Source organism: Amphritea atlantica (assembly GCA_024397875.1).
Lineage (GTDB): Bacteria > Pseudomonadota > Gammaproteobacteria > Pseudomonadales > Balneatricaceae > Amphritea > Amphritea atlantica_B.
This window is the reverse complement of record CP073344.1, coordinates 1,836,732-1,861,353: the sequence shown is the minus strand read 5'-3', so window position 1 is coordinate 1,861,353 and position 24,622 is coordinate 1,836,732. Positions and strand designations below refer to the sequence as shown.

Genomic DNA, 24,622 nt, shown 5'->3' with positions numbered 1-24,622 from the left:
GCTCACTGGCAGCATCCGCTGTCAGATAAGGATGTGCGCGAGAAGCCTGGCTCAAAACATAACGCTTCGCTGGTACATTAGCAGAAGTAGAGTCCGCATCAATTAGTCTGTGATAAATTGAGTAATTCCATCAAGGAAACAATGACCATAGGCGGTGCAATCTGTCTCTTAATAGTGACATTTCGAATCCTGATCAATACTATTCTATAAACACTGTGTTAACTTGATTGCCTGTCCCTAAAAACGAAGGGACGCACCTGTGTGGCTTATGTAAAGGAATCAGAAAGGATGTCGGAGCCAGAAATAACACTTGATACCATCTGCAGCATGAATGTGCTGTGTGCTCATCAAAGGGACACTGTGTTGACTGTCCTGCACCGGATGCGCAGATCGAATGTCAGCTCAATTGTCATTCTTGAGCAGCAGAAGCCTCTGGGTATCATTACCGAAAAGGATATTCTACGACTGGCCAGCACCACGGAGCTTGATCTAAGCCAGTTAACGGCTGCCGATATAATGGTCTCTCCGGTCAGGACCATGTACGGCGACTGCGATTTTCAACAGGCTTATGAAAAGATGCAGCAAGAAAAGCTGCGTCACATCGTCGTTGTTGACCGCCACCATACACTTCAAGGTATTGTCACAGAAACAGACTTTGTGCAGCACCTTGGATTTGAATATCTGGCTGAAATAAAACATGTAGAAGCAGTGATGGAGCGGGTTATTCTGTTTGTTGCGCCAGACAGCACCCTGCGCCAGGCATTCACAACCATGAATGAAAAAAAAATCAGCAGTGTGGTGGTGGGTAACGGCTATCAGGCCGATGGCATTCTGACCGAGAGAGATGTCGTACGCTTGCTTGATGATCAGATAGACCTGAACCAGGCGCTGGTAAGCCAATACATGAGTAGCCCGGTCGAGATCATCGATACAGAGACATCATTACTGCAAGCCCGGCAAATTATGCAGGACAAGACAATTCGTCGTCTGCTGGTGTGTGATTCTGACGGAAAGATAGCCGGCCTGCTGACCCGGCAACATCTGATCGATAGTTTGCAGACCCATTTTATTCAGATGATGCGGGATGCACTGGACAACCTTAACCAGCAGTTACACAGCAGTCGTAACAAGACTATCCACTATCAGGGATTTTTCGAAAATACCCCCCTCGCCTATCAGTCACTTGATACCAATGGCAATATTCTTGAAGTCAATGCCAGTTGGCGCAAGATGATGGGCTATGACAATAATGAAATCATCGGCACGCCATTCAGCAACCTGCTGGCCAAAGGGCAGGATGAACAATATTCGCAGGGTTTTACCGAGTTTAAGAAAAAAGGAATGATCACTGAGGCGCACTACCGGGTACTGACTAAATCGGGTGAGATGATTGAAACTCAGATTGACGGACAGTTCCTGCGTGATCCGTCAGGCAGACTTTCACAGACCCACTGTCTGTTGACCAATCTGACTGAGAAACACCGTATCGACTCCCAGCTACGTCTGTTTCGTCAGTTAATTGATCGTAGTAAGGATGCGCTGTTCGTTATCGATGTGGAAACATCCCGGATTATCGATACAAATCAGGCCAGCTGCGATTACCTGGGTTACAGCCGAAAGCAGCTGTTACAAATGCATGTCACCGATTTCAGCGACCAGGCCGACAATCAGGAACAGTGGCACACACGGGTAAGTGAAGTGCTCAGCGAGAATAACGGCGGTGTTTTTGAGGCGATTCACCGCACCGCCAATGGCCAGCGAATCCCGGTTGAGATTAGTACCACCCTGCAGATCGCAAACAACAGACAGATTCTACTCTCAACCGTCAGGGATATCACTGATCGGAAAAAAGCCGAGCAGAAGTCCAGAGAGGAGAGTGACTTTCTGCAGGCGGTGCTCGATTGTATTGGCGATCCGGTTATAGTCATCAATAGTGATTATCAGGTCATTAAATCGAATAACGCGGCCAGCGATTACTATTTCAACTGTCAGTCACAGCCGGACAAGCCCTGTTATCGTTCGGTCAATAATTCCTGCGACCCCTGCCAGGCATGCCCGCTTAAAAGCGCCATGGAAAATATGCAGCCGACGACACGGTTACATGAACAGATACTCAACACGGGCGAGAAACGGATCTATGAACTGATGACCAGTCCGTTGTATAACGCCGACGGTCAGGTAACCGGTCTGGTTGAATCAAGCCGGGATATAACGGAGCATATTAAGACCCGTGAAAGACTGCAGGATAAAGAGAAAAGCCTTGATTTTCTGGCCCACCATGACCCACTGACAAAGCTTCCCAACCGGCTGCTTTTTTCCGACCGGCTTAAGCAGGCGCTACGCCGTGCCCGGCGAATGAAAACCGGTCTGGGGCTGCTGTTTATTGATCTCGATGAGTTCAAGGAGATCAATGACAGTTTTGGCCACAACCTGGGTGATCAGCTGCTGAAAAAAGTGGCAATACGACTGCAGGAGCATATCCGGGAGAACGATACTTTAGCCCGTTTTGGCGGCGATGAGTTTACGATTATTGTTGAAGATCTGCTCCACCCGGAAGATGCTGCAGTGATTGCGCAGAACCTGCTGAATGCCTTTAATGATCCTATTCAGCTGGAAGAGCATTACCTGCATATTACGCTCAGTATTGGTATCAGCCTCTATCCGGAGGACGCCGATCAGCCAGAGGCGCTGATCCGCAATGTCGATTCGGCAATGTACCTGGCAAAGGCCTCCGGTAAAAATCGCTATGATTTTTATACTCAGGAGATGACCGATCAGGCGCTTGAGCGGATTCTGATGATAAGTGCGATCCGCAAAGCGATAGAGCAACAGCAGTTTATACTGCATTATCAGCCGCAAATCGATATCAGGGATAACCTGATTATCGGTGCCGAGGCGCTGATTCGCTGGAAAGATCCGCAACGGGGAACCATTGCCCCGGGACGGTTTATTCCTCTCGCGGAGAAGACCGGTATGATCCGGGCAATTGACCTCTGGGTACTGGATAGCGTATGTCGCAATATTGTTGAATGGCAACGGAATGGATATCAGGTCCCCTGTATCTCGGTGAATATTTCAGCAAGACACTTTGGCTCTAACTCACTGGCCCGTGAGGTCGAAGCTATTCTTGAGCGGCATAAATGTCCCGGCAACATGATTGAGCTCGAGATTACCGAAGGGGTTATTATGAATAATCCCACCCGTTCAGGCAGCGAACTTGCGCAGCTACGCGCGATGGGAATCCGTCTGGCGATCGATGATTTTGGCACTGGCTACTCCTCTCTGAGCTATCTGAAAACCCTGCCACTGGACCGCTTAAAGATCGACCAGTCGTTTATCAGTGATATTCCCGGGGATAAAAATGATCAGGCGATATCCAGAGCCATTATCGTGCTGGCCGCCAGCCTGGGACTGGAAGTGATTGCCGAGGGCATGGAAACCGAAGAACAACGACAATTCCTTATCTCCGAGGAGTGCTTTCAGGCCCAGGGATTTCTGTTCAGCAAAGGGGTTCCGGAACACAGATTCCTGTCAATGTTAAATAAACACTAGTGAAATCAATGGATCCCCCTTAGTATCGGCTCCTGAATATGATTGAGGGATGCAGATGAAAACAGTGTTGATTACCGGTTGTTCCAGTGGCATTGGCTATCATGTCGCACTTGGCCTGCAACAGCGGGGCTATCGGGTTATAGCCACGGCGCGGCAGTTGAAAGATGTTGAACGACTGAAGCAACTTGGACTGCAATCGACTCAACTTGATCTGGAGCGATCTGAGTCAGTGCAGCAGGCGATGGACTGGGTTGAAGCCGAAACCGGAGGGGAAATATTCGCCCTGTTCAATAATGGCGCCTATGGCCAGCCCGGGGCGATTGAAGACCTCAGCCGGGATCTGCTCCGTCGCCAGCTGGAAATCAATCTACTGGGTTGGCATGAACTCACCTGCCGGGTACTGCCGCTGATGCGACAACAGGGCTTTGGCCGGATCATTCAGAACAGTTCGGTTCTGGGTCTGATCACGATGCGCTTTCGCGGGGCTTACAACACCAGTAAATTCGCGCTGGAAGGTTATACCGATACGTTGCGGCAGGAGCTTTCAGGCAGTGATATTTATGTCTCGCTGATAGAGCCAGGGCCGGTCAGGAGTAAGTTCAGAGAAAATGCATTTAAAGCCTTCCGTGACAATATCAATATAGAGTCCAGCCATTTTTGTGACACTTACAAAAGAGTACTGAAACGCTTAAGTAAACAGGATGCGGGTGACGACCCGTTTACCCTGGGACCGGAAGCAGTACTGGATAAGGTCATTCACGCCCTGGAAAGCAAGCGCCCCAGAGCGCGTTACTATGTCACTTTCCCTACTCACCTGTTTGGTATTCTGCGCCGCATTCTGTCGACCCGGGCACTTGACTGGATATTGTTGAGAGCATCGGCATCGGAGAATAAATAGTAGAGCCGAGGTCCGGGGTCTGAACGCTACCTTGTCCGAAGTCAGAAAAAGCCGACAAGCGCAGCTCTCGGAGAAATGAAATGCTCGAACTTGCGTAGCGATCGGCCCCCCAACTCTTATGTAGGCGGCGTGCATATACAAGGCGGGCTTTAATCACGGGGACGAGCGACAAACCAGCAGGGACAAGCCTGGATAAAGGCTGACCCTGCATTATTCTCGCTTGTATACCGGCTTACTGCTGCGTGAAGGTAACCTGCAGCTCCTTGCCAACAATGGCAAAACTGGGTTCAACGCCATCGATGCTGTTGGCCTGAAACAGTTCCGGAGTCAGCCCGGAAAGCGCTGAGCATATCAGCAGTGTGTAAGGCTTATTGAAGGCAAATCCACCCTCTTTCTGCTTGCCGAGACGAAAAGTCACATGGGACGATTTGATCGACAACTCCCCCGTTACCGTTAGACCCGACACCTCAGAGCCAAGCTCAGTTGCAATCACTCCGCCAGTCATCTCCAGATTTCCGATAGTGACTCCGGCGGTGTGGTAGCCGATATCCAGCTCGCCATCGTCAAACAGGCAAACCTTAGCACTATCACCCGCAGATTCACCATAGAAAGCAATGCGGCCGCCATAGCCACCATTGGTGCCGCCATATGCGATCAGGGTGGCACCGCCTGCGCTGGATTGTCCTGAAAAAACCGTGTAGCCGCCAGCCGCTCTGGCTGTACAGCCACCCAGATTGAATATTGTTGCGTTTCCTGCGGTGGGAAAACTCTCACTGCCACTGCCACTGCCACTGCCATTCTGACTGCTGTAAACCGAAAACTCAGTATAACCGGCAGCGCCCTGCTCACCTGAGCCGGGGTGATTCCAGATCTTTGCATTGCCCGCCGTCGGAAAGTATTTGCTTGGCAGGTTGATGGAGAAAATTGTGTGACCGGCACTGGACTTGTTTTCAATAGCGCTACCATAGTTGACGATTGTGGCGTCCGCTCCGGTCGGAGAGCCGTACTTTGCACTGAATTCAAGGTGGCCGCCACCGCCCTGTTCCCCCTGACGTGCACCGTAGTTAAAGTAGGAACCATTACCGGCTGATGCACCCTGAGCGGCATCCATATAGGGAGGGTTGTTATTAAAACTGGTCACCCCGCCGTAGGCTCCGGCCACGACTGCTGCATGGTTGTAGAAATGCCCGTCACCACCACTGGCGGTACTGTCAAACGCCACATCGCCACCATTGGCTTTCTCGTGGGTTGCCCCCCAGTTGTTGTAAACACCACGGTCAGCGCTGGAACTGCCGTAGAACTGAGTATTACCGCCATCACCACCGGCGACCGTGCCGCCCACATTGGTAAAGGTAGCCTTACCCGCAGTGGCAGTATCATGGAACACCACATTGGCGAAGGTATCGCCGTCAATACCAAGGCTGCCGTAGATGGTAAAGTTGGCGCTGTCAGCCGAAGATGAGTTACTGAAGCTCACTTCGCCGCCGACGGTACTGGGGATGTTTTCTTTTCTGTACTGAGGTGGCGGCTCGGCGCCAGTCCAGACCTTAAACCGGGCGGAACCTGCTCTGGCATTGTCACAAAAACTGATGACACCACCGCCGTAGCCCTGTTCACTGATTGGGCCGGCGCAGTAATAGATATCGTCAGTGCCGGCTGTCGCATTATTGGTAAAGACAAGTTGTGGGTTATCATGGCCGCTACTGGTAGCCGCCACAATAAAACTCTGCTGCTTGCGCGAAGTATTGCTGACGCCCTGACCGCTAATGGTTAAACCAGGCACTTTACCGGGACCGAAGGTAAACGTGTAGCCCGCGGCGCTCTCACTAAACTCGATACTCTCCACTGCGGCATCGCTGTCCGCTGCGAAAGTAATTACTGTTTGAGCTGAACCGTTGAAAACAGCTTTACTGGCAGGCAGCTCTGCCGGGCTCCAGTTGACGGCGCTATTCCATTCGCCGGTAACCGGTTGGGTGTTCCATTCAGATTGTGACATCGACTACTCCTTTGTTAAGGGAGGGATACCTGCTCGGGCCATAAAACAATTGAGTATCCCCGTTGTTATTTTTAATGTTGGTCTGTCTGCGCTCACCGGCGGGTCATTGCCTGAATCAGATTCCCACTGAATTACTGTATCCCGGGAATTGACGAAAGCATTAACAGTACCGAAACCTGCCTGTAATGAATAGCCGTAGTGCTATCTGGTTTGTATCGTATACAATTGTTTTTTCAATTGAAATAACATGGAGATAACCGCCGATGCTAGGTGCAAAGAATCAACAGGGAATGCCGGTGGACTGGTGGTTTATCTATAAAACACCGGATCATACAGGAACCCCTGAAAACCAGGGCTGTGACTTCCTCTATTTTGATCCGGATAGCGAAGCCCTGGCGTTGTCACCCGTCGGTCTGGAGCAGAATAATCAGGCTCTCGCATACACCCTGGCTGAAATCTTTGACTCCCCTGAGAATGCCGGTTATATCGCCTACAACGATGAGCATGTCGACCACGAAAAAAACAAGTCGGAAAAAGGTCATTGCAAAGGGATTCTGGCCTTTAACAAGGCCACCGATTCAGCACTCTATCTGCTGCATTCAACCCCCAGATTTCCCGTCAATAAAGATGCGACCCTGCCAGAGGACGAGATGATCTATGGCCAGACCTTTATCTGCATTACCCTGCCCGATTACCACACCGCCAACCTCATCGCCCAACAGATGCTGTCCCAGCAGAACCCGCAGGTCCTGACAGAGTGTTCGCGTATTCCGCCGTCTCTGCAGGATGATGAACCGCTTGCGCGGCTGTTTCACGGAAACGGCGTAAACGAATCGGAAACACCTTCTACGCTGTCCTTTAAGTCCCGGGGAGGTAAAGACTTTATGTTGACGGCCAAGAGCCGCAAGTGGGGTAAGGATTTCTGGCTGGACCTGGTGTCACCGGAGCTGCAATGTGATCTGGTGGTAGAGACCTGGCGAAGAGGTGCAGTGACGCCTCTGCAGGACAGTTTATCCACCGAGTATGATGAAGACGCACTTACCCTGAATTTCAACATCTCCCCATCCCTGAGTTATGAGTGGCACTACACCAAGGATCATGCCAAATGGGCTGTGGCCCTGAAAAATGATACCTGCTCGTTACCCTGGGTATGTATTGCCGACCTCAATCGCATGGTCTCCCAGGAGAAGCGCGGCGGTGGCAGTCTATGCTTCCAGGACAGTCGCTTGTGGCAAGCGCTGAAAAACGCCGAAGAAAAACTGCACCAGTTAGCGCCAACCGCTTAGCGTAAAGCGCCGCGAATAATACAACTGAAGGCGGATGACGCTGTTTTTAGCGCCACCCGCCCTCTTTATCCTAACCTTTCGGTGGGAAGGATTTATCATAAGGCGGTGTTAACGTCGGCGCATCGGTTCTCGCCTGATCCGCCTGAAAGACTGTCTCGAAGGTCGGTGCAGTATCAATACGATCGCCCAGGCCCCACAACGGTTTGGGAACACCAAACCAGTCCAGCAATGTGGCGGCAAAAGAGGTTGAGTCGAAAGGGGTATCCCCCTCGGCCCTGACCACAGTCTGCTCTCTGATCCAGGGGGAGACCATAATGGTCGGGACTCGCGGTCCCATCAGGTCGTAGGCAAATCCGTTGTTGAGATCGTTGGGCCAGGGCTTCCTGGCGTAAGGCGGAGCGACATGGTCATAGATGCCGCCGTTCTTATCGAAGGTAACAACCAGCAGGGTGCTTTCCCAGCCAGGTCCGCTCTTGATCGCTTCGTAGATTTCGTTGAGCTCTCTCTCTCCGGGAACCAGATCACCACCCGGATGGTAGGAGGTGGCCCCTTTAGGCGCAATCCAGGCAGGTTCGAGATAACTGAATGCCGGCAGGTTTCCGTGTCGGGCATCCTGCTTGAACTGATCAATACTGGAAAGAAACTGTGTTGGGTTAGCGTCGACTGAAGGAACCTGACCCTGGAGGTACAGCTGGTAGGTAAAGACAACGTTTTCCCACAGCACCGAGTTATATATTTTCCAGTCTGTTATACCCTGACTCCAGAGAGTCTTCCAGATGGATTGACGGTGGGAGGATTCCGGCCAGTTTGCGTAGATGCTGCCCCCCTCCCAGGTGCCGAGCATGTTGAAGGCCGAACCGGTGACCGAGAAGGCTCGATTGACATCTGTACCGCCGGGCATTGAACAAAACCAACGATCAGAAATCCCGAAATGACGTGCCAGACCATTGAGTATCGGTAACTGTGCCGGGCTGAAGGTTTCCATCACCTGCGGATTGGCGTTATTGAGGATATATCCACCCATATCCGGCGTGGCGCGGCCCCAGTAACCGGGCTCTTCAGAGAACATTTGCTGCAGGTTGTCTGTGGTGTCGTGAAACGGGTCCTGATCGAGGGCGACGAGATTATACTCGGTACTCAGTTCACCTGCCTGAAACTTGCTGACGAAAACCCGGCTGTCACCGTCGTCATTAAAATATTCGCGGCTGGTGCCATCAAAGGGTTCCTGCGAACCGATGTAGTGACAATCTTGATTGCCATTCTCGTAAAGCCAGCCACAGACATTATCAAAAGAGCGGCTCTCCAGCATGTAATAGACCACATGCTTGATCTTCGAGCGCATAAAATCAATGTTTCCTGGCGTATCAGCCCGTTGTGCTTGCACCGGAATCCGGGGCTGATAGCCGGTCAGCATGGCATCAGCAGCAATACCCGACGGCAGTTTACCCTCGCGAACCGGGCCAATAAGCACGTCTGACTGTTGAGGGTCGAACCCCCACAGACGGAAGTGGCCCTTTGCAGCATTCCACTCCAGCACATGAGCGCCGATAGCGGTGAGTTCGCTGCTCTCATCAACCTTATCCCAGTTGCCTTCTTGCACCGCGGGTAGTGACAGGGGTGTTTCCAATTGCGGGTCGAAACTCCACAAACGAAAAGACTTTCTATCTGGCAGACGGTCCAATACATAATTGCCAATGGGAATCAACGTGTGCCCAGACTTAATCCGTGGAAAACCATTCTGGGGGCTATAGGGTGCAGGCAGTGGGTCGGGCTTAAAATCCACGATTCCCTGGGGATCGAAATTCCATAGTTCAAAGGTTCCACGCCCCTTGGCGGGAATCATACTCAGGATAAAACTGGTCATCGGAGTGAGGTCCAGAGTCTGGCCCTCATCCGGATTACTGCTATAGCTATGCCGGTAGTTGCCCCAGAACTTGGTTTTTTTCCAGAAGCCGCTCTCAATTGCAGGGCCACTCAACGGGTTGACGTCTTCCGGATTGAACGCTACCAGATTGAACCGATAACCCTCTTCCCCGTGCAGTTTGCAAAGAGGACTCCACTGCAAAAGATACCCTCCCACCTGCGCCATGCGCCAGCTGTGGTCAAAGGAAGCATCCGCAGACAACGGGATTGGACTGAACAACTCTGCCGCATGAGGATCTACCCGGTACAGCGCATAGGTGTCGTCTTGTTGGTTGCGGCAGATTAAAAAATCATAGGAGGGTTTTCTTTGGGGAGACAGGGTCATAGTGCTACTCTTTTTTATTGTGATATCTAAGATGCAGATGAAGAACGCTCTGCTAACCCAATAGGCGCAATATCTTATTGGCGCAGCGCTTGCCTGGCATCGTCTACCTCAAAAGGTTTTTTGAGACACGCTTGAGTGGGAATTAGCATAGTGTTCCCGACCGCATGCTAGTTTAATAGTCTTTTCTCTCTAAGCTCATCTGCTTCCTCTATCTCTTGCAAGCCATGCATGATTTCAGGAATCACTTTGATAATCTGGATAATACTAAAAACCAATATGCCGTGGTGGGTACCCAGCGTTAATTCATCCAGTGTGTGAACCGTTTCATATCCGGAAGTGATAAAAAGAATGAAGGCACTTAAAAGGATCAGGTAGGGGCTTTTGGTTATTTTTCTTAACATGTGGAATTTCCAGTTATTTTTATAGGTCACTAAGGAAAGTCAGATTAAGCCCTGATTTTAGATATAAGATCTTTATACTTCAATAGGTTATACGTTATGCCTAGAGTAAAAATATACTCATTCAGAGTTTCTGCCATATAAGGGCACGAGGATCCACACTGAAAAAAAACGTCGCACTGTGAAGTCGATGCGGAGCTGTAGTTGATCTGTATTTAACGGTAGTTGAGTGAAACAGCGGAATTAAGCACCTTCCCTCGCGCGCTGGACTGGTTGACGCTACGACTATTGTCGCCTGAGATAAAGTAAACAGTCGCACATTGAAATACGACCGGTGAGGACGCTAGACTCTGTGTGCTTGCGACTCAGGGTTTGTAGAGGTCTGCATAAAACCCGCTTATTTCCAAAAAGACAGTGACCGGTTCAGTACCATTGTTTTTCCAATACCAGCCATGCGTGCCTTCAAACGGAGCCTCAAAGGAGCCACTGGCACTGGACCTGCTGCGTTCCAGCCAATAGCTGGTAAATTCATCACCAGCATCTATCTGCTCCCCGTGCATATCGAAGTAAACATCCCCTCCTTCCGTTTTCCAGTTAAAAACAAAGTTTTCACCCGGCGTCATTCTGGCTTTAATTTCAGCGCCTTTTCCGGGTTGTAAAATCAAGGACATCTGATCAGAACGATAGGGAGAACTGCCTATCCAGACCGGTGGAACATAGGTGCTGAGTGAAGTGTTTACTGCAACAGAGGGCTGAGTATCAATGGTGGCCTTAGCAGGCTCAGCACTCATCCTAGTCAGCCCCATTTGATTACCCAGTCCGGTTGGGTCAATGCCATATTCTGCGGGCAAAACGATTAGCACAAGGATCACAATTGCCCCTGCAACAGCCGTAATCGTCGCTTTAATTAGGCTCATTGCCGATGGCATTTGGTCGTGATTCAGGTCAGCTATGTCGCGCATCTCAGATACCTCAGGAAAGTGTAAAGTAGCCCGTTAACTGATAACCAATCAGAACAAATCCAGCAGACATCAGCAGGATATTGGCAGAATAAGCCTGTCGGGCAAAATCATCTGTTTTCCGCCAGACATTCATTAGAATAAGAATCGCTGTGAGGGCCACTAGCTGCCCCAGTTCGACGCCAACATTGAAGGCTAAAATATTAGCCACCAATCCTTCCTCTGGTAAAGCAAAGTCCTGCAGTTTGGTGGCAAGACCGAAACCGTGAAAAAGACCAAAAACCGTCACCGCCACCTTATTATTAAGCTGAAAGCCAAACCAGCGCCTGAAGGCACCCAGATTATCTAACGCTTTATAAACAACAGAGAAGCCGATAATGGCGTCGATGATATAAGCATTAACCTGCACCTCACTCAGCACACCGTATAAAAGCGTGGCACTATGGCTGATGGCAAACAATGTCACATAGATGCAGACCTCTTTCATTTTATAGAGAAAGAAAATCACACCGGTCAGAAATAGCAGATGATCGTATCCGGTCAGCATATGTTTCGCCCCCAGATAGGCAAAGGGAAACAGCTGTAGCCCACTGGCCTGCTGAATAAACAGAGCATCACCGTCGGAAACGCCGTGTGCATAGCAGGATGATATAAATCCGGCGGATAAAAATAATATCAGCACCAGGCCGATCAGGTTCTGCATAGTTGTATAGGCCAGAGTCGTTCTCATATACGGTGATTTACAATACATAGGGTCTGTCTCAGTTATATAGCACTACAAACGTTCAGGGACGTTGGAGAAAAAATCGACATCCACTTGTATAACACTCTACCACTGACCCGATAAAACTACGGCAGAACTTTGGTGCTACTGTTTTCGTAGAAACGGCTCAGATGGGTACTACTTTCGGGCCTCTGTATGCTCTTAATCTGAGATATTGGCAAAACGATCAAACAGGCCAGATGCTACAGTGAGAGATAATAGGCTCTTGTCTATCAAGGACCTTCACATCAGATCTCAGATACGCGTTTTGAGCAGGAATACACCCCGCCATATGTGTCAGACCGGGCGACAAGCTTGGATTGAGTTAACTCAAGAATGGTTGACGACTCGCGAACGTTTTGTGGGAATAAACTTTCTAAATTAAGGATTTGATCCAACTCCGGATGACTCCGGTTCACCAGTGTAAACTCAGCCGACGACACGATAAGAGAGTTCGCTTTGATCTCCCAGGTTGAGCGATTTGAAAGGCTGTACTCCATTTCAGGAAAGTTTTGCATCCTGAGCCATACGGTTCCATTAGCACTGGCTTTGCCATCCGCTGAATAATTTATGTCATAGTCTACCTTCATCATTGACGCTGTATTTTCCATGGTATGTTTACAGTTCCAGCTGCCATGAAGGTTTTTCTGATCGAAGGCTTTTGCTTCATTGGCCCCAGCAGAACCTGAGATAGAGATAGCGAATGCAAGCAGAGATAAAGCGCTGATGTGTGGCATAGGAAACCTTTTGCAGAGAGACGACTGATATTCGATTATTGTGCATAGCCAAGCTTGCTGCCAGCTTAATTTTATTCGGATATCACTTTGCTCACTATCCTTAAACAGCGGATGGTGTAGAGTTTGCTTATGTGCGGCCAAACAACAAAAAAGGCAGCCCTGAGGCTGCCTGAAGGTAGTAAAACTGCTATAAGCTTAGCGGGTTTTCTTTTTAACTCACTAAGCCATTACGCCCCATAATCTCCTGAATCTCTGGTAAAGATGCCGGATCATCGATAGTCGAAGGCACAGTGTAATCCTGACCATCGGCTATCTGACGCAGCAATTTACGCAGAATCTTACCGGAGCGGGTTTTAGGCAAGCGCTGAACCACGATAGCGCGGCGGAAGCAGGCCACGGCACCGATCTCTTTACGCACCATCGCAACCAACTCGGATTCGATCTGTGCGTCATCAATCTCAACACCATTCTTAAGCAACACCAAACCGATCGGCTGCTGCCCTTTCAGCGGGTCATTGACACCGATAACCGCACATTCGGCAACGGCAGGATGGTCAGCAACGATCTCTTCCATTTCACCGGTAGAGAGGCGGTGACCTGCTACGTTAATCACATCGTCGGTGCGGCCCATGATGAACACATAGCCATCATCATCTTTATAACCGCCATCACCCGAGCAATAATAGCCCGGAAACTCTGACAGATAACCGGTGCGGAAGCGCTCGAAATCGCCCCATACGGTTGGCAGACAGCTTGGAGGCAGCGGCAGCTTAATTGCGATATTGCCCTGCTCGCCATTGGGTAGCTCATTACCCTCGTGATCGAGCACCTGCACGTTAAAGCCGGTGACAGGCACAGTAGAAGAACCGGGCTTAGGTTCAAGCATCTCAACACCGGTGAGGTTGCCGCAGATAGCCCAGCCTGTTTCGGTTTGCCACCAGTGATCGATAACCGGCTTACCCAGTGTTTCTTTAGTCCAGTGGTAAGTCGGTGGATCAAGCCGCTCACCTGCCATAAAGACTGTTTCCAGCTTGCTCAGATCATACTGCTTCAGAAGTTCGGAGTCAGGATCTTCCTTCTTGATTGCCCGGAACGCGGTTGGCGCAGCAAACAATGATTTGGCACCATACTCTGCGCAAACACGCCAGAAGGCTCCGGCATCCGGTGTTTTGATCGGCTTGCCTTCGTAAACGATAGTGGTGCAACCCGCCAGCAGCGGGCCGTAAACGATGTAGGAGTGACCCACGACCCAGCCAACATCGGAGGCCGCCCAGAACACTTCACCCGGCTCCATGTTGTATATCGCTTTCATACTGTATTTCAGCGCGACCGCGTGACCACCGTTATCCCGCACCACACCTTTAGGCTTTCCGGTGGTGCCGGAGGTGTAGAGAATATAGAGCGGATCGGTGGCTTTAACCGGGGTGCAGTCAGCCGGTTCTGCAGAGGCAACCGCTTCAGCCCAGTCGATATCACGACCTTCAATCATGGATGCGTTAACCTGCGGGCGCTGGAAAACGATACAACTTGAAGGCTTATGTGCAGACTTCTCAATCGCTTCATCCAGCAGCGGCTTATATTCAATCACTTTGGCAATCTCAATACCGCAGGATGAAGTAACCACAACTTTGGGCTCTGCATCGTCGATTCGAACCGCCAGTTCATGTGGTGCGAAACCACCGAAAACAACCGAGTGAATCGCGCCCAGTCGGGCTACACCCAGCATCGCAATAACCGCTTCGGCGATCATCGGCATATAGATTACAACCCGGTCCCCCTTCTCCACCCCTTGAGCTTTGAGAACACCGGCAAATTTGGCCACGGCATCACGCAGCTCAGAATAGGTGTAGCGCTGCTTGGTATCGGTAACAGGAGAATCGTAGATCAGTGCATCCTGATCCCCGCGACCGCTCTCAACATGGTAATCCAGTGCCAGATACGCGGTATTAAGTTCACCATCGGCAAACCAGCGATCAATACCATTCTCATCTTTACTCAGAATCGTCTCAGGGGCCTTAAACCACTTGATCGCTTCAGCCTTTTCCGCCCAGAAAACCTCCGGAGTTTCTATTGATCTTCTGTATTCTTCTTTATATGACATAGCACTGGCCCTTCGCTGTAACCGTTATTATATGTTTCAGACCGGCAGCACCTGCTTTTATAGGCCTATCATTGTTATCTGCAGGTGTAGCCTCATGTGACACACTCTAACTGAGATGTGAAAAGAATAAACTACTACAAAAGGCTAAATTGTCAACGATATACGGATATTCACTGGATAAGAGGCTTGTTTTCGACCTTTTTTGCTATCATAAAAAAATGACACAGATCAATTGTCGACAATCCTTGTGTTTATATTTTCATAAACAGGTTCTGAAAAGCATAAAAAAAGCTGCCATTTGGCAGCTTTAAGCATTCCTGACAGCGCGATACAGGTCAGTCACTTTCCTGAACTGCAATACTGTTCTTAATACCGGTCATAACATTACGCTGATGCAACTCTTCATCGCTGACCCGGTGAGCATCATTTTCATTCCTGGCGTTCTCGAAGTAACAGAGAGTTGGCTGAAAGTTATCCGCTTCCTGCTCATTCAGCTGTACATAAGAACAGATGATCAGCAGATCACCCTTAGAGGCCAGGTGCGCCGCCGCGCCATTCACCGAAATGATCCCGCTGTTGTCCTCACCACGGATTGCGTAGGTCGTAAAACGCTCACCATTATTGATGTTGTAGATATGTATCTGCTCATACTCTTTAATGCCTGAGCGTTCGAGTAATACACCATCAATGGCGCAGGAGCCTTCATAGTGAAGCTCGGCATGGGTGACCGTAACCCGGTGCAGTTTTGCTTTTAAGAATGTTTGCAGCATATTTAATGACCTGAGTCTCAACTAGCCGGATCAACCGGACTATCACCTTGCTGAAATAAATCAGCATATCCCCGCCAGTAACTGTCATATAGAGATTACTGGCACCAGGCCGCAAAGCTGCAGCCTCTTCACAGCCGCAGCTGTGGAACTGTTGTCAGACCTGTTATAGGTCTGAAACGTTATATCTGAATATATTGTTCAGAATAAGGTAAGCGTAAACGAAACCAAGGTTATGCTTTTGCTTACCTATGGGTGGCGGCAATTGTACCAGTATATTTTAAAATTTTAAGTGCTTTATCTGACGGTAACGTGAACAGATATGCTTTATAACAGGCTTAAGGAATACTACCCAATAGCTGAATTCTTATAAAACAACCGGTTAACCCGTAGATACTCATTTTTCAGCCGATTGATATTTCTCTCATAGGTATATTGCACTTGTTTTTACGAATCTATATGATAATCATTACTATTAAGGACTAACCAATCGCTGAGGTTCTCTTATATGAAGAAATTGCTTATCGCCGCTCTGTTTGTCACATCCACCACCGCAATGGCGACAGAAACCAGTTTTGATATTTCGATTAAAGATCACATGTTCTCCCCTGCTGAAATTACCATACCGGCTAATCAGCGGGTTAAACTGCTGGTGTCAAACGAGGACGCCACACCTGAAGAATTTGAAGGTGAAGATTTTACGCTGGAAAAAGTTATTCCGGGTAACAGTAAGGCATCCATTATGGTTGGACCCTTTGAGCCCGGTCGTTACGAGTTTGTGGGTGAATTTCATGAAGATACCGCTAAAGGCGTTTTGATCGTCAAGTAATTTCTGCTGAGGTAACCCTATGTTGAGTTCCGCCATTATTGTATTTCGTGAAGTGCTCGAAGCAGCGTTGATTGTCAGCATTCTGCTGGCTGCAACCTGCGGTCTTCCCCGGCGTACCTTATGGATTGGCGCAGGCCTTTTGGCGGGACTGGCAGGCGCCTGTGTAGTAGCGCTATTTGCCAGCTCAATCACCAGTGCTTTTGAAGGTACTGGTCAGGAGCTGATGAATGCCACTATTCTGCTGGTCGCCGTACTGATGCTCGCCTGGCACAACATCTGGATGTCACATCACGCCCGGGAACTGGTTGCTCACATGAAAAACGTCAGTGCCAGAATCACTGATGGTTCATTGCCTCTCTATTTCCTTGCAGTCGCTTCCGGCATGGCGGTATTGCGTGAGGGTTCTGAGGTTGTCCTGTTCATGTACAGCGTAACAGCCAGCGGCAGCTCTTCCACCTCCATGATCACAGGAAGTATTATCGGGGTTATCACCGGCATTCTGGTGGGACGCCTGATCTATAGCGGATTACTCCGTATACCTACCGGCCGGCTGTTCCAGTTTACCGGCTGGATGATTCTGTTGCTGGCGTCAGGGCTGGCTGCATCTGCCGCCGGGTATCTGATTCAGGCAGATATTTTGCCCTATCAGGCACCGCTCTGGGATAGCGGCAACATACTCTCGCAGAAATCGATATTTGGTCAGCTATTGCATATTCTGATCGGTTATCAGGAACGGCCAACCATTATTCACCTGACTTTTTACGTGGTCACACTATGCACCATTCTGATCGGTATGCGTTGGGTGAGTCGTCGCTCGAATCTCAGGTTACAGGCCTCAGAAGGTTAACCTCTCCCCCTCTGACCTGAGAATTCTTAGCCTCAGAACTAAAAGCAAATCATACTATAACCCGCTCAGTCGCAAAGATAACGACGTGCGGGTTTTCTTTTTATGTACTATCGGCGGGTATTAAATGCTGATGTCTCCCCCCTGACCGTCAGTCCTTTATTCCCTTGCAGCTGCGACCTACAACAGCTTCCGGACCGGTATTAAACGTAAACAACCGGGAATGAGCGGAGCCGCACACAACAAAACAAATATAATTCATCATCAAGTGAGAGTAACTCACCCACAAAGCCGATAAATTAGTTAAAATAGCCGCCTTTACAATAGGTTATTGGTAGGTTTACACGTGTCGGCACATACTTCTGTAGATAAAACAGCTCAACTTAAACAAGCCCTGTCAGAACGCATACTGGTTCTCGATGGTGGTATGGGTACGATGATTCAGGATCGTAAACTGAAGGAAGCTGATTTTCGCGGTGAGCGGTTTGCCGACTGGAATGTCGATCTGCAGGGTAATAATGACCTTCTGGTGCTGACACAGCCCGATGTGATCAGCTCTATCCACCGCGCCTATCTGGATGCCGGTGCCGACATACTCGAAACCAATACGTTTAACGCGACGACTATCGCTATGGCTGATTACGAGATGGAATCGATCAGCTATGAGATCAACCTGGTTGCTGCGCAACTGGCCCGTAAGGTGGCCGATGAAGTTACCGCGGAAACCCCGGACAGACCCCGTTATGTTGCCGGTGTTCTCGGTCCGACTAACCGTACCTGTTCTATCTCACCGGACGTCAACGATCCCGGATTCCGCAATGTCAGTTTTGATCAGTTAGTTGAAGCTTACACCGGCTCCATTGACGGCCTGATAAAAGGTGGGGCTGATATCATTCTGATCGAAACCATCTTCGATACCCTGAATGCCAAAGCGGCAATCTTTGCAGTCGACCAGTATTTTCAGGATAACGATCTGCGCCTGCCGGTGATGATCTCCGGTACCATCACCGATGCCTCCGGACGTACCCTGTCAGGCCAGACCACGGAAGCCTTCTGGAACTCCGTGCGTCATATCAAACCGATATCCATCGGTCTGAACTGTGCGCTGGGACCCCAGGAACTGCGTCAGTATGTAGAAGAACTTTCCCGTATTGCTGATACCTATGTTTCAGCCCACCCGAATGCCGGCCTGCCGAACGCCTTTGGTGGCTATGACGAGACGCCCGAGCAGATGGCCGCCGAGATTCGTGAATGGTCGCAGGCGGGATTCCTAAATATTATCGGTGGTTGCTGTGGCACGACACCGGCTCACGTAACAGCGATGGGCAATGCCGCCAATGAGCACCCTCCCCGCCAGATTCCGGAGATTCCTGTTGAGTGTCGTCTGTCAGGTCTGGAACCGCAGAATATTAATAAGGATACGCTGTTTGTTAACGTCGGCGAACGGACCAACGTAACCGGTTCAGCAATGTTCAAGCGCCTGATTAAAGAGGGAGACTACGAAACCGCACTGGACGTTGCCCGTCAGCAGGTTGAAAACGGTGCTCAGATCATCGATATCAATATGGATGAGGGGATGCTGGATGCGGAAGCCGCGATGGTCCGCTTCCTGACACTCATCGCCTCAGAGCCCGATATTTCACGAGTCCCCATTATGATCGACTCCTCTAAATGGGAAGTCATCGAAGCGGGCCTGAAATGTATTCAGGGTAAAGGGATCGTGAACTCTATCAGTCTCAAAGAGGGTGAAGAGAAATTCATTTATCAGGCCAACCTGCTACGTCGTTATGGCGCCGCCGTTGTGGTAATGGCGTTTGATGAAGACGGTCAGGCGGATACTGAAGAGCGCAAAATCCAGATCTGCGAACGTTCCTATAAAGTGCTCACTGAGAAGGTCGGTTTCCCACCGGAAGATATTATCTTCGACCCGAATATCTTCGCCGTGGCCACCGGTATTGATGAGCATAACAACTACGCTCTGGACTTTATCCGCGCTACCGGCTGGATCAAAAAGAATCTGCCCTACGCGATGATTTCCGGCGGCGTATCTAACGTATCATTCTCTTTCCGTGGAAATAACCCGGTGCGGGAAGCGATCCACTGTGTCTTCCTCTACCACGCCATTCAGCAAGGGATGGATATGGGCATCGTTAATGCCGGCCAACTGGCGATCTACGATGACCTGCCGGAAGAGCTGCGGGTTGCGGTTGAGGCGGTGATTATGAACACCTCCGATGAGGCTACGGAAAACCTGCTGGCGATCGCCGAAAAATATCGCGGTGACGGTGCCCAGGTAGAGGAGAAAACCCAGGAGTGGCGTAGTCTGCCGGTACAGGAGCGTCTGTCTCACTCCCTGGTAAAAGGAATCGCCGAGTATATTGATGAAGACGTTGAAGAGTGCCGTCATTTGTATGACCGCCCTATTCAGGTCATCGAAGGCCCACTGATGGATGGTATGGGCGTGGTGGGTGATCTGTTCGGCGCCGGTAAGATGTTCCTGCCTCAGGTGGTCAAATCTGCCCGGGTAATGAAGAAAGCAGTCGCCTATCTGATGCCCTTTATCGAAGAGGAAAAAGCCGGCGCTGCCAGCGAAACTGCCGGAAAGATTCTGATGGCCACGGTTAAAGGCGATGTTCACGATATCGGTAAAAACATTGTTGGCGTGGTGCTGCAGTGTAATAACTACGAAATTATCGATCTGGGCGTAATGGTACCGGCAGAGAAAATTCTACGCACCGCCCGTGAAGAGAATGTTGATATCATCGGTCTCTCCGGTCTGATCACCCCGTCCCTTGATGAGATGGTTCATGTGGCCAAAGAGATGGAGCGGCAGGGCTTTGATATCCCGCTGATGATTGGGGGTGCAACCACCTCTAAAGCGCATACCGCGGTAAAAATTGATCAGGCATATAATCGCGATCAGGTGGTGCATGTGACCAACGCATCAAGGGCGGTCAACGTTGCCAGTACTCTGCTGTCTAAAGAGAGAAAAGCGGCGTACGTTAAAGAGATACAAGATGATTATGAAACAGTACGTCAGCGTTATGCCGAACGTCAGAGTCAGGCGCGCCGTGTTTCACTGATTCACGCCCGGGCAAATAAGTTCAAGATTGACTGGGACAGTTACACCCCGCCGGTACCCGCACAACCGGGTATTCAGACCTTTGAAAATATCGATCTGAATGAGCTGCGCGACTACATCGACTGGACGCCGTTCTTCCACTCATGGGAGCTGGCGGGACGCTATCCGCGCATTCTCACTGACGAGATTATCGGCGAAGAGGCAACCCGTCTGTTCAATGATGCAAAGCAGATGCTGAATGACATCATCGATAATAAAAAGCTGGAAGCACGGGCGGTGATCGGTTTGTTCCCGGCCAACAGCGTTAATGATGACGATATTGAGCTGTATACCGATGACAGTCGTTCAGAGGTGTTGATGGACCTCCACCACCTGCGTCAGCAGGTTGAAAAAGTCGATGGTAAGGCCAATATGTGCCTCTCCGATTTTATTGCGCCTAAAGACAGCGGCAAAGCGGATTACTTCGGCGCCTTCGCGGTTACCGCCGGGATTGGTGATCAGGCGATGATCGATGCCTATGAAGCCGATCATGATGATTACCACAGTATCATGGTTAAAGCGCTTGCAGACCGTTTAGCCGAAGCGCTGGCTGAGTATATGCACGCCCGTACCCGTCGTGAGTTCTGGGGCTATGCTGCCGATGAGGCACTTGATAATGAGGCCCTGATCAGGGAGAAATATCAGGGTATCCGGCCTGCACCAGGCTACCCTGCCTGCCCTGAACATACTGAGAAGGGGCTATTATGGTCGCTGCTGGATGTTGAGAACCGCATCGGTATGCAACTGACCGATAGCTATGCGATGTTGCCGACCTCCTCTGTCAGCGGTTGGTATTTCAGTCATCCGCAATCACAGTATTTCGGTGTTGCCAAGATCGGTGAAGATCAACTCGAATCCTATGCTAAACGAACCGGTATGGAGAAAACCGAAGCAGAACGCTGGTTATCGCCTAATCTGGGTTACGAGCCGGATGACAGCTGACCTCAGGAGCTGAAGAAAAACCGCCTTCAGGGCAAGCCTGATACGGATAATTGCCTATAACAAGGCGTATTAAAATTGAAGCCCTTCAGCTACTTGTTGGGCTTCAGTTTTATTAGCTCTTTCTGATTAAGGTCATCTCTGACGGCTGTCAGTTTTTCTGATGCATGATTTTTGAAAAATTGATCAGTTGCTCAAAGCCAATTACCTTCCGTGTACAAGGAAGGTAGAAGAGCCCCTGCCAATTGTCTGGGTTTAGCATACTTATACGGTGTAAATGTCTGTACTCATACAAGGCGAATATCTAGTAAACGGTATCCGTTTTGTGCCAGCAACTGACATCGGCAGTTGCGTCTGGCCTGGCTTTTACTGAGGCAAAGCGGACGGTTTAGTTCTTTTTGATGGACACTCGGGAGTCCGTGAGAGCTAACATTATTGACTACATTTCTTACTTAGAAGGGTGACTTCACTTGTCTCATTTCTCTGGGAGTACGACCGAAACGCGCTTTAAATAAGCGGCAAAAATGTGCCTGATCATTAAACCCCCAGCGGTATGCGATTTCTGCCAAAGTGGTATGCCCCCTATCCGATTGAATATCATTCAGTGCCGATTGCAGACGCAGCTCCTTGATCCATTGGCCAACAGTCTGTCCGGAATCCTTAAAGAGCTTATGCAAATAACGACAAGATATCTGGCAGGCACACGCTATCATCTCTGGAGATAGTTCCGAGCGCTGAATATTTCCACGGACAAAATTCTCAATATTCAGTAAGTGAACTCGGCGTAAGCCCGACTCCCTGCTCATCAACACTCGATCATCGTTTTCCAGGCTATGAGCGAGTAGATCGATCAACTGATTGCTTAACACACTATGGCTAGCCTCGTCTGTATCGGAAGCCTGCTGTACTATGCTCTGCATAAATTGAAAAAAAACGGCCCCCATTCCTTTCTGCTTGTTGAACTCCATATACAAATAACGCTCAGGCTCACGAATACGGGTACGCAATTGAGATAACGGTACACGAATGACCCACAGGGCATTATCTTTACGATAGCTAAACTCGTAAGGTAGATCACTGCGTTCTAGAATAAACGCACCAGGGTTACATACCACTGAATGATTTGACTGGGAAAACTGTACTTGTTCCTGAGTTGGCATCGTAATAAGAAAATAGGGTTCCGATTCATCAATCTGACGGTCCACTCGCTTAAAGTTCGTAGCAGAACTCTCCAGCCTTGAAATGCCCAACTGAGCCAGCTTCCACTGGCTGAGATTCCCATGAAGCTGCTCTGGATTACGGAAATCTAACTCCAGAGGAAAGTACGCAGTATCAATCACATTTTTCCAGTAACGGTTGCGCTCCCGATAGGGTACCAAATGTGTACTGTAACAGCTGTGCATTTCAAAGCCCCACTGTCTTCTCTATATGACGCTTATTCCTTTTTAGTATTGGCTTTCAGGAGATCTATTTCAAATGACTTTCATTCAGGATAATGCTTCCTAAGCTTTTATAAACTCAGCGGCAACGACCTTTGATTGGCTACCGAATAGCTACCCGGACTCATCAAGTATTCACCATGAGTTAAAAATATTAAGCGTGTTCAGTGAGTGATTGAGTTACAAAGTCGGCAGCTTCTTGTCTGGTAAAGAAACGACCCAACTGAACAAAACCAGAAATTACTGTATTTTTAATCTTAACGACTCGCCCTTCCGGGTCTCGTTGTAGAATCCAGTTGTCAGGTAATCCATCCAGAATATGGCAAGGCGCAATTTGGCCATTTTGGAAACGAGATATTTCTATCTGGCCGGTGTTTTCATCCTTAAATGCGGGCATGAAATGAGAATGTCTATTACCTTCGCTTACTCCACCCGTTCCGCTAAACCTTTGGTTCTCTTCGGCCAATTTTGGTACGTGATTTTGATTGAACATTTTCACCACCTCTTTAATTGTTATCCATCCCCCTCTCATTCCTTTCTATGCAGTTTTACTATAGAACTCGGTAAAAAGTAGGTATTGATCGCTAAAGCAATGATTTTTGATCATCGGCGCACCACAATCCCATGACAGGAATGTCTTGGGTTGTTTCATAAGACGTGCAGTTAAAAAACACCAAATATATCAGACAGCTTCTGATATATTTCCCATTTATAAGGGCTATATCCGCGCCAAACTCCTGATGGATTTGCCCCTGAGAGAAATGGCCGTTCAAACAAGTTGTTCTCTCTTCGAATCGGAATGAAAAGTCGGTCTATTGATAGGTGATAGGTGATAGGTGATAGGTGATAGGTGATAGGTGATAGGTGATGCCTTCAGTATCTGATATTCAGTTTGAATTAGGGCAGGTTTCTTGCCCATTCCGGTCTCTATCTATCAGCTGAATAATCGCTTTCCTTAACCCAGTCAACTGATGCGTAATCTGTGGTAAACCGGGAGCCCCGGTTTTGCCAGAAAGCGGTATTATTAAACATATAGGTGGGATGGTATTTTGGCTGCAAGCTGGCCAGAGGAAAGGCTTTAAGGCGATTGACTCCGCGCTTTCGGGTTGCCTCAAGCAGGTACTCCTGCCCCTCTGCAAACAGCACTACCCAGGCATGCCCTGCACCATCATAGTCGCCCACAGCAACCCGGGCATCGTAGCCCAGTCCGATAAGCCAGTCGGCCAGCAGGATAGCGTGATCCTCACAATCCCCTACAGCTGAGTAAAACGCCTGCTGACTGCTTTGCCACACTTCAGAACGTCCGGGATAGGTTATATGGTCATACTGATACCTTTTGCGCCGGGCAACCGTGTAGAGTGCCAGTACCGGGTTCGCTACCTGGAACGGCAGATAACCATCGAAATAGCTATTCACCAGATGATAGTGCCGGTCGACACCCGGAGCGATCATGATAGATCCTCCCGTATCGCCCTGACCGAAAATATAGACGCTCTGTTTTTCCCGGCGTTTATTGAGAATTTTATCGATATCCGTCTGAGTCAGGGTGATACCCGGGGCTATTAACTGCAGCGTTCCACTGCGCAAGAGCCCCGGTGAGGCATCAGGATCAGACGGCACAGGCAGGTGTTGGATCGCCTCACTAATCGCTAGTTCCTGAGAATTTTCATGATTCTTAAGCACCGAAGCCAGTATAACAATGAGAATAAACAGCGCGCCCTGCCCCAGCCGTTGCAGCATTTCCG

Annotated in this window: 17 protein-coding genes; 6 read left to right on the top strand and 11 right to left on the bottom strand. The window is 49.5% G+C overall.

Translation table 11 applies throughout. From position 1 onward, the window contains the following. Positions 1 to 288 precede the first annotated feature (288 nt). On the top strand, positions 289 to 3,552 hold the full coding sequence (locus tag KDX31_08460) for an EAL domain-containing protein (protein UTW05015.1): 3,264 nt from the start codon (positions 289 to 291) through the stop codon (positions 3,550 to 3,552). Positions 3,553 to 3,607: 55 nt separating this feature from the next. After that, positions 3,608 to 4,450 carry an SDR family NAD(P)-dependent oxidoreductase gene (locus tag KDX31_08455; GenBank protein ID UTW05014.1) on the top strand — a complete coding sequence of 281 codons (843 nt, stop codon included), beginning with the start codon at positions 3,608 to 3,610 and terminating at the stop codon, positions 4,448 to 4,450. A gap of 232 nt (positions 4,451 to 4,682) precedes the next feature. Here KDX31_08455 and KDX31_08450 read toward each other — a convergent pair whose 3' ends face one another. Next, positions 4,683 to 6,446, bottom strand: coding sequence for a hypothetical protein (locus KDX31_08450; GenBank protein ID UTW05013.1), 1,764 nt, complete (start codon positions 6,444 to 6,446; stop codon positions 4,683 to 4,685). Between the two features lie 263 nt (positions 6,447 to 6,709). Here KDX31_08450 and KDX31_08445 point away from each other — a divergent pair, with 263 nt between their 5' ends. Further along, positions 6,710 to 7,732, top strand: a complete 1,023-nt coding sequence (locus KDX31_08445; GenBank protein ID UTW05012.1) for a deoxyribonuclease II family protein — start codon at positions 6,710 to 6,712, stop codon at positions 7,730 to 7,732. A 70-nt stretch (positions 7,733 to 7,802) separates the two neighbouring features. Here the strand turns inward: KDX31_08445 and KDX31_08440 are convergent, their stop codons facing one another. The 7 genes from KDX31_08440 to KDX31_08410 all read right to left on the bottom strand — a co-directional run bounded on the left by KDX31_08440 (position 7,803) and on the right by KDX31_08410 (position 15,708). After that, on the bottom strand, positions 7,803 to 9,980 hold the full coding sequence (locus tag KDX31_08440) for an alkaline phosphatase family protein (GenBank protein ID UTW05011.1): 2,178 nt from the start codon (positions 9,978 to 9,980) through the stop codon (positions 7,803 to 7,805). Positions 9,981 to 10,147: 167 nt separating this feature from the next. Continuing rightward, complete coding sequence (locus KDX31_08435) at positions 10,148 to 10,381, bottom strand: hypothetical protein (protein UTW05010.1); 234 nt, start codon at positions 10,379 to 10,381, stop codon at positions 10,148 to 10,150. 362 nt (positions 10,382 to 10,743) lie between these two features. Next, positions 10,744 to 11,340 carry a hypothetical protein gene (locus KDX31_08430; protein ID UTW05009.1) on the bottom strand — a complete coding sequence of 199 codons (597 nt, stop codon included), beginning with the start codon at positions 11,338 to 11,340 and terminating at the stop codon, positions 10,744 to 10,746. A 10-nt stretch (positions 11,341 to 11,350) separates the two neighbouring features. Then, positions 11,351 to 12,088, bottom strand: coding sequence for a HupE/UreJ family protein (locus KDX31_08425; GenBank protein UTW05008.1), 738 nt, complete (start codon positions 12,086 to 12,088; stop codon positions 11,351 to 11,353). Between the two features lie 260 nt (positions 12,089 to 12,348). Next, positions 12,349 to 12,837: a hypothetical protein gene (locus KDX31_08420; protein UTW05007.1), complete on the bottom strand. Its 489-nt coding sequence runs from the start codon at positions 12,835 to 12,837 to the stop codon at positions 12,349 to 12,351. A gap of 211 nt (positions 12,838 to 13,048) precedes the next feature. Further along, entirely contained in the window at positions 13,049 to 14,938 is a 1,890-nt protein-coding gene (locus KDX31_08415; GenBank protein UTW05006.1) for a propionyl-CoA synthetase, read from the bottom strand. A gap of 335 nt (positions 14,939 to 15,273) precedes the next feature. Then, entirely contained in the window at positions 15,274 to 15,708 is a 435-nt protein-coding gene (locus KDX31_08410; GenBank protein UTW05005.1) for an aspartate 1-decarboxylase, read from the bottom strand. 505 nt (positions 15,709 to 16,213) lie between these two features. Here KDX31_08410 and KDX31_08405 point away from each other — a divergent pair. From KDX31_08405 to metH, 3 genes are all read left to right on the top strand, one after another. Further along, entirely contained in the window at positions 16,214 to 16,534 is a 321-nt protein-coding gene (locus KDX31_08405; protein UTW05004.1) for a cupredoxin domain-containing protein, read from the top strand. Between the two features lie 19 nt (positions 16,535 to 16,553). Then, positions 16,554 to 17,381 carry an FTR1 family protein gene (locus KDX31_08400; protein ID UTW05003.1) on the top strand — a complete coding sequence of 276 codons (828 nt, stop codon included), beginning with the start codon at positions 16,554 to 16,556 and terminating at the stop codon, positions 17,379 to 17,381. A gap of 343 nt (positions 17,382 to 17,724) precedes the next feature. After that, positions 17,725 to 21,441 (top strand): methionine synthase, encoded by a 3,717-nt coding sequence (gene metH, locus KDX31_08395; protein ID UTW05002.1) that lies wholly within the window; start codon positions 17,725 to 17,727, stop codon positions 21,439 to 21,441. A gap of 449 nt (positions 21,442 to 21,890) precedes the next feature. Here the strand turns inward: metH and KDX31_08390 are convergent, their stop codons facing one another. From KDX31_08390 to KDX31_08380, 3 genes are all read right to left on the bottom strand, one after another. Continuing rightward, positions 21,891 to 22,778: a helix-turn-helix domain-containing protein gene (locus KDX31_08390; protein ID UTW05001.1), complete on the bottom strand. Its 888-nt coding sequence runs from the start codon at positions 22,776 to 22,778 to the stop codon at positions 21,891 to 21,893. Between the two features lie 253 nt (positions 22,779 to 23,031). Beyond that, positions 23,032 to 23,370 (bottom strand): hypothetical protein, encoded by a 339-nt coding sequence (locus tag KDX31_08385; protein UTW05000.1) that lies wholly within the window; start codon positions 23,368 to 23,370, stop codon positions 23,032 to 23,034. A gap of 434 nt (positions 23,371 to 23,804) precedes the next feature. Continuing rightward, positions 23,805 to 24,617, bottom strand: a complete 813-nt coding sequence (locus KDX31_08380) for a transglutaminase domain-containing protein (GenBank protein UTW04999.1) — start codon at positions 24,615 to 24,617, stop codon at positions 23,805 to 23,807. Positions 24,618 to 24,622: the final 5 nt, after the last annotated feature.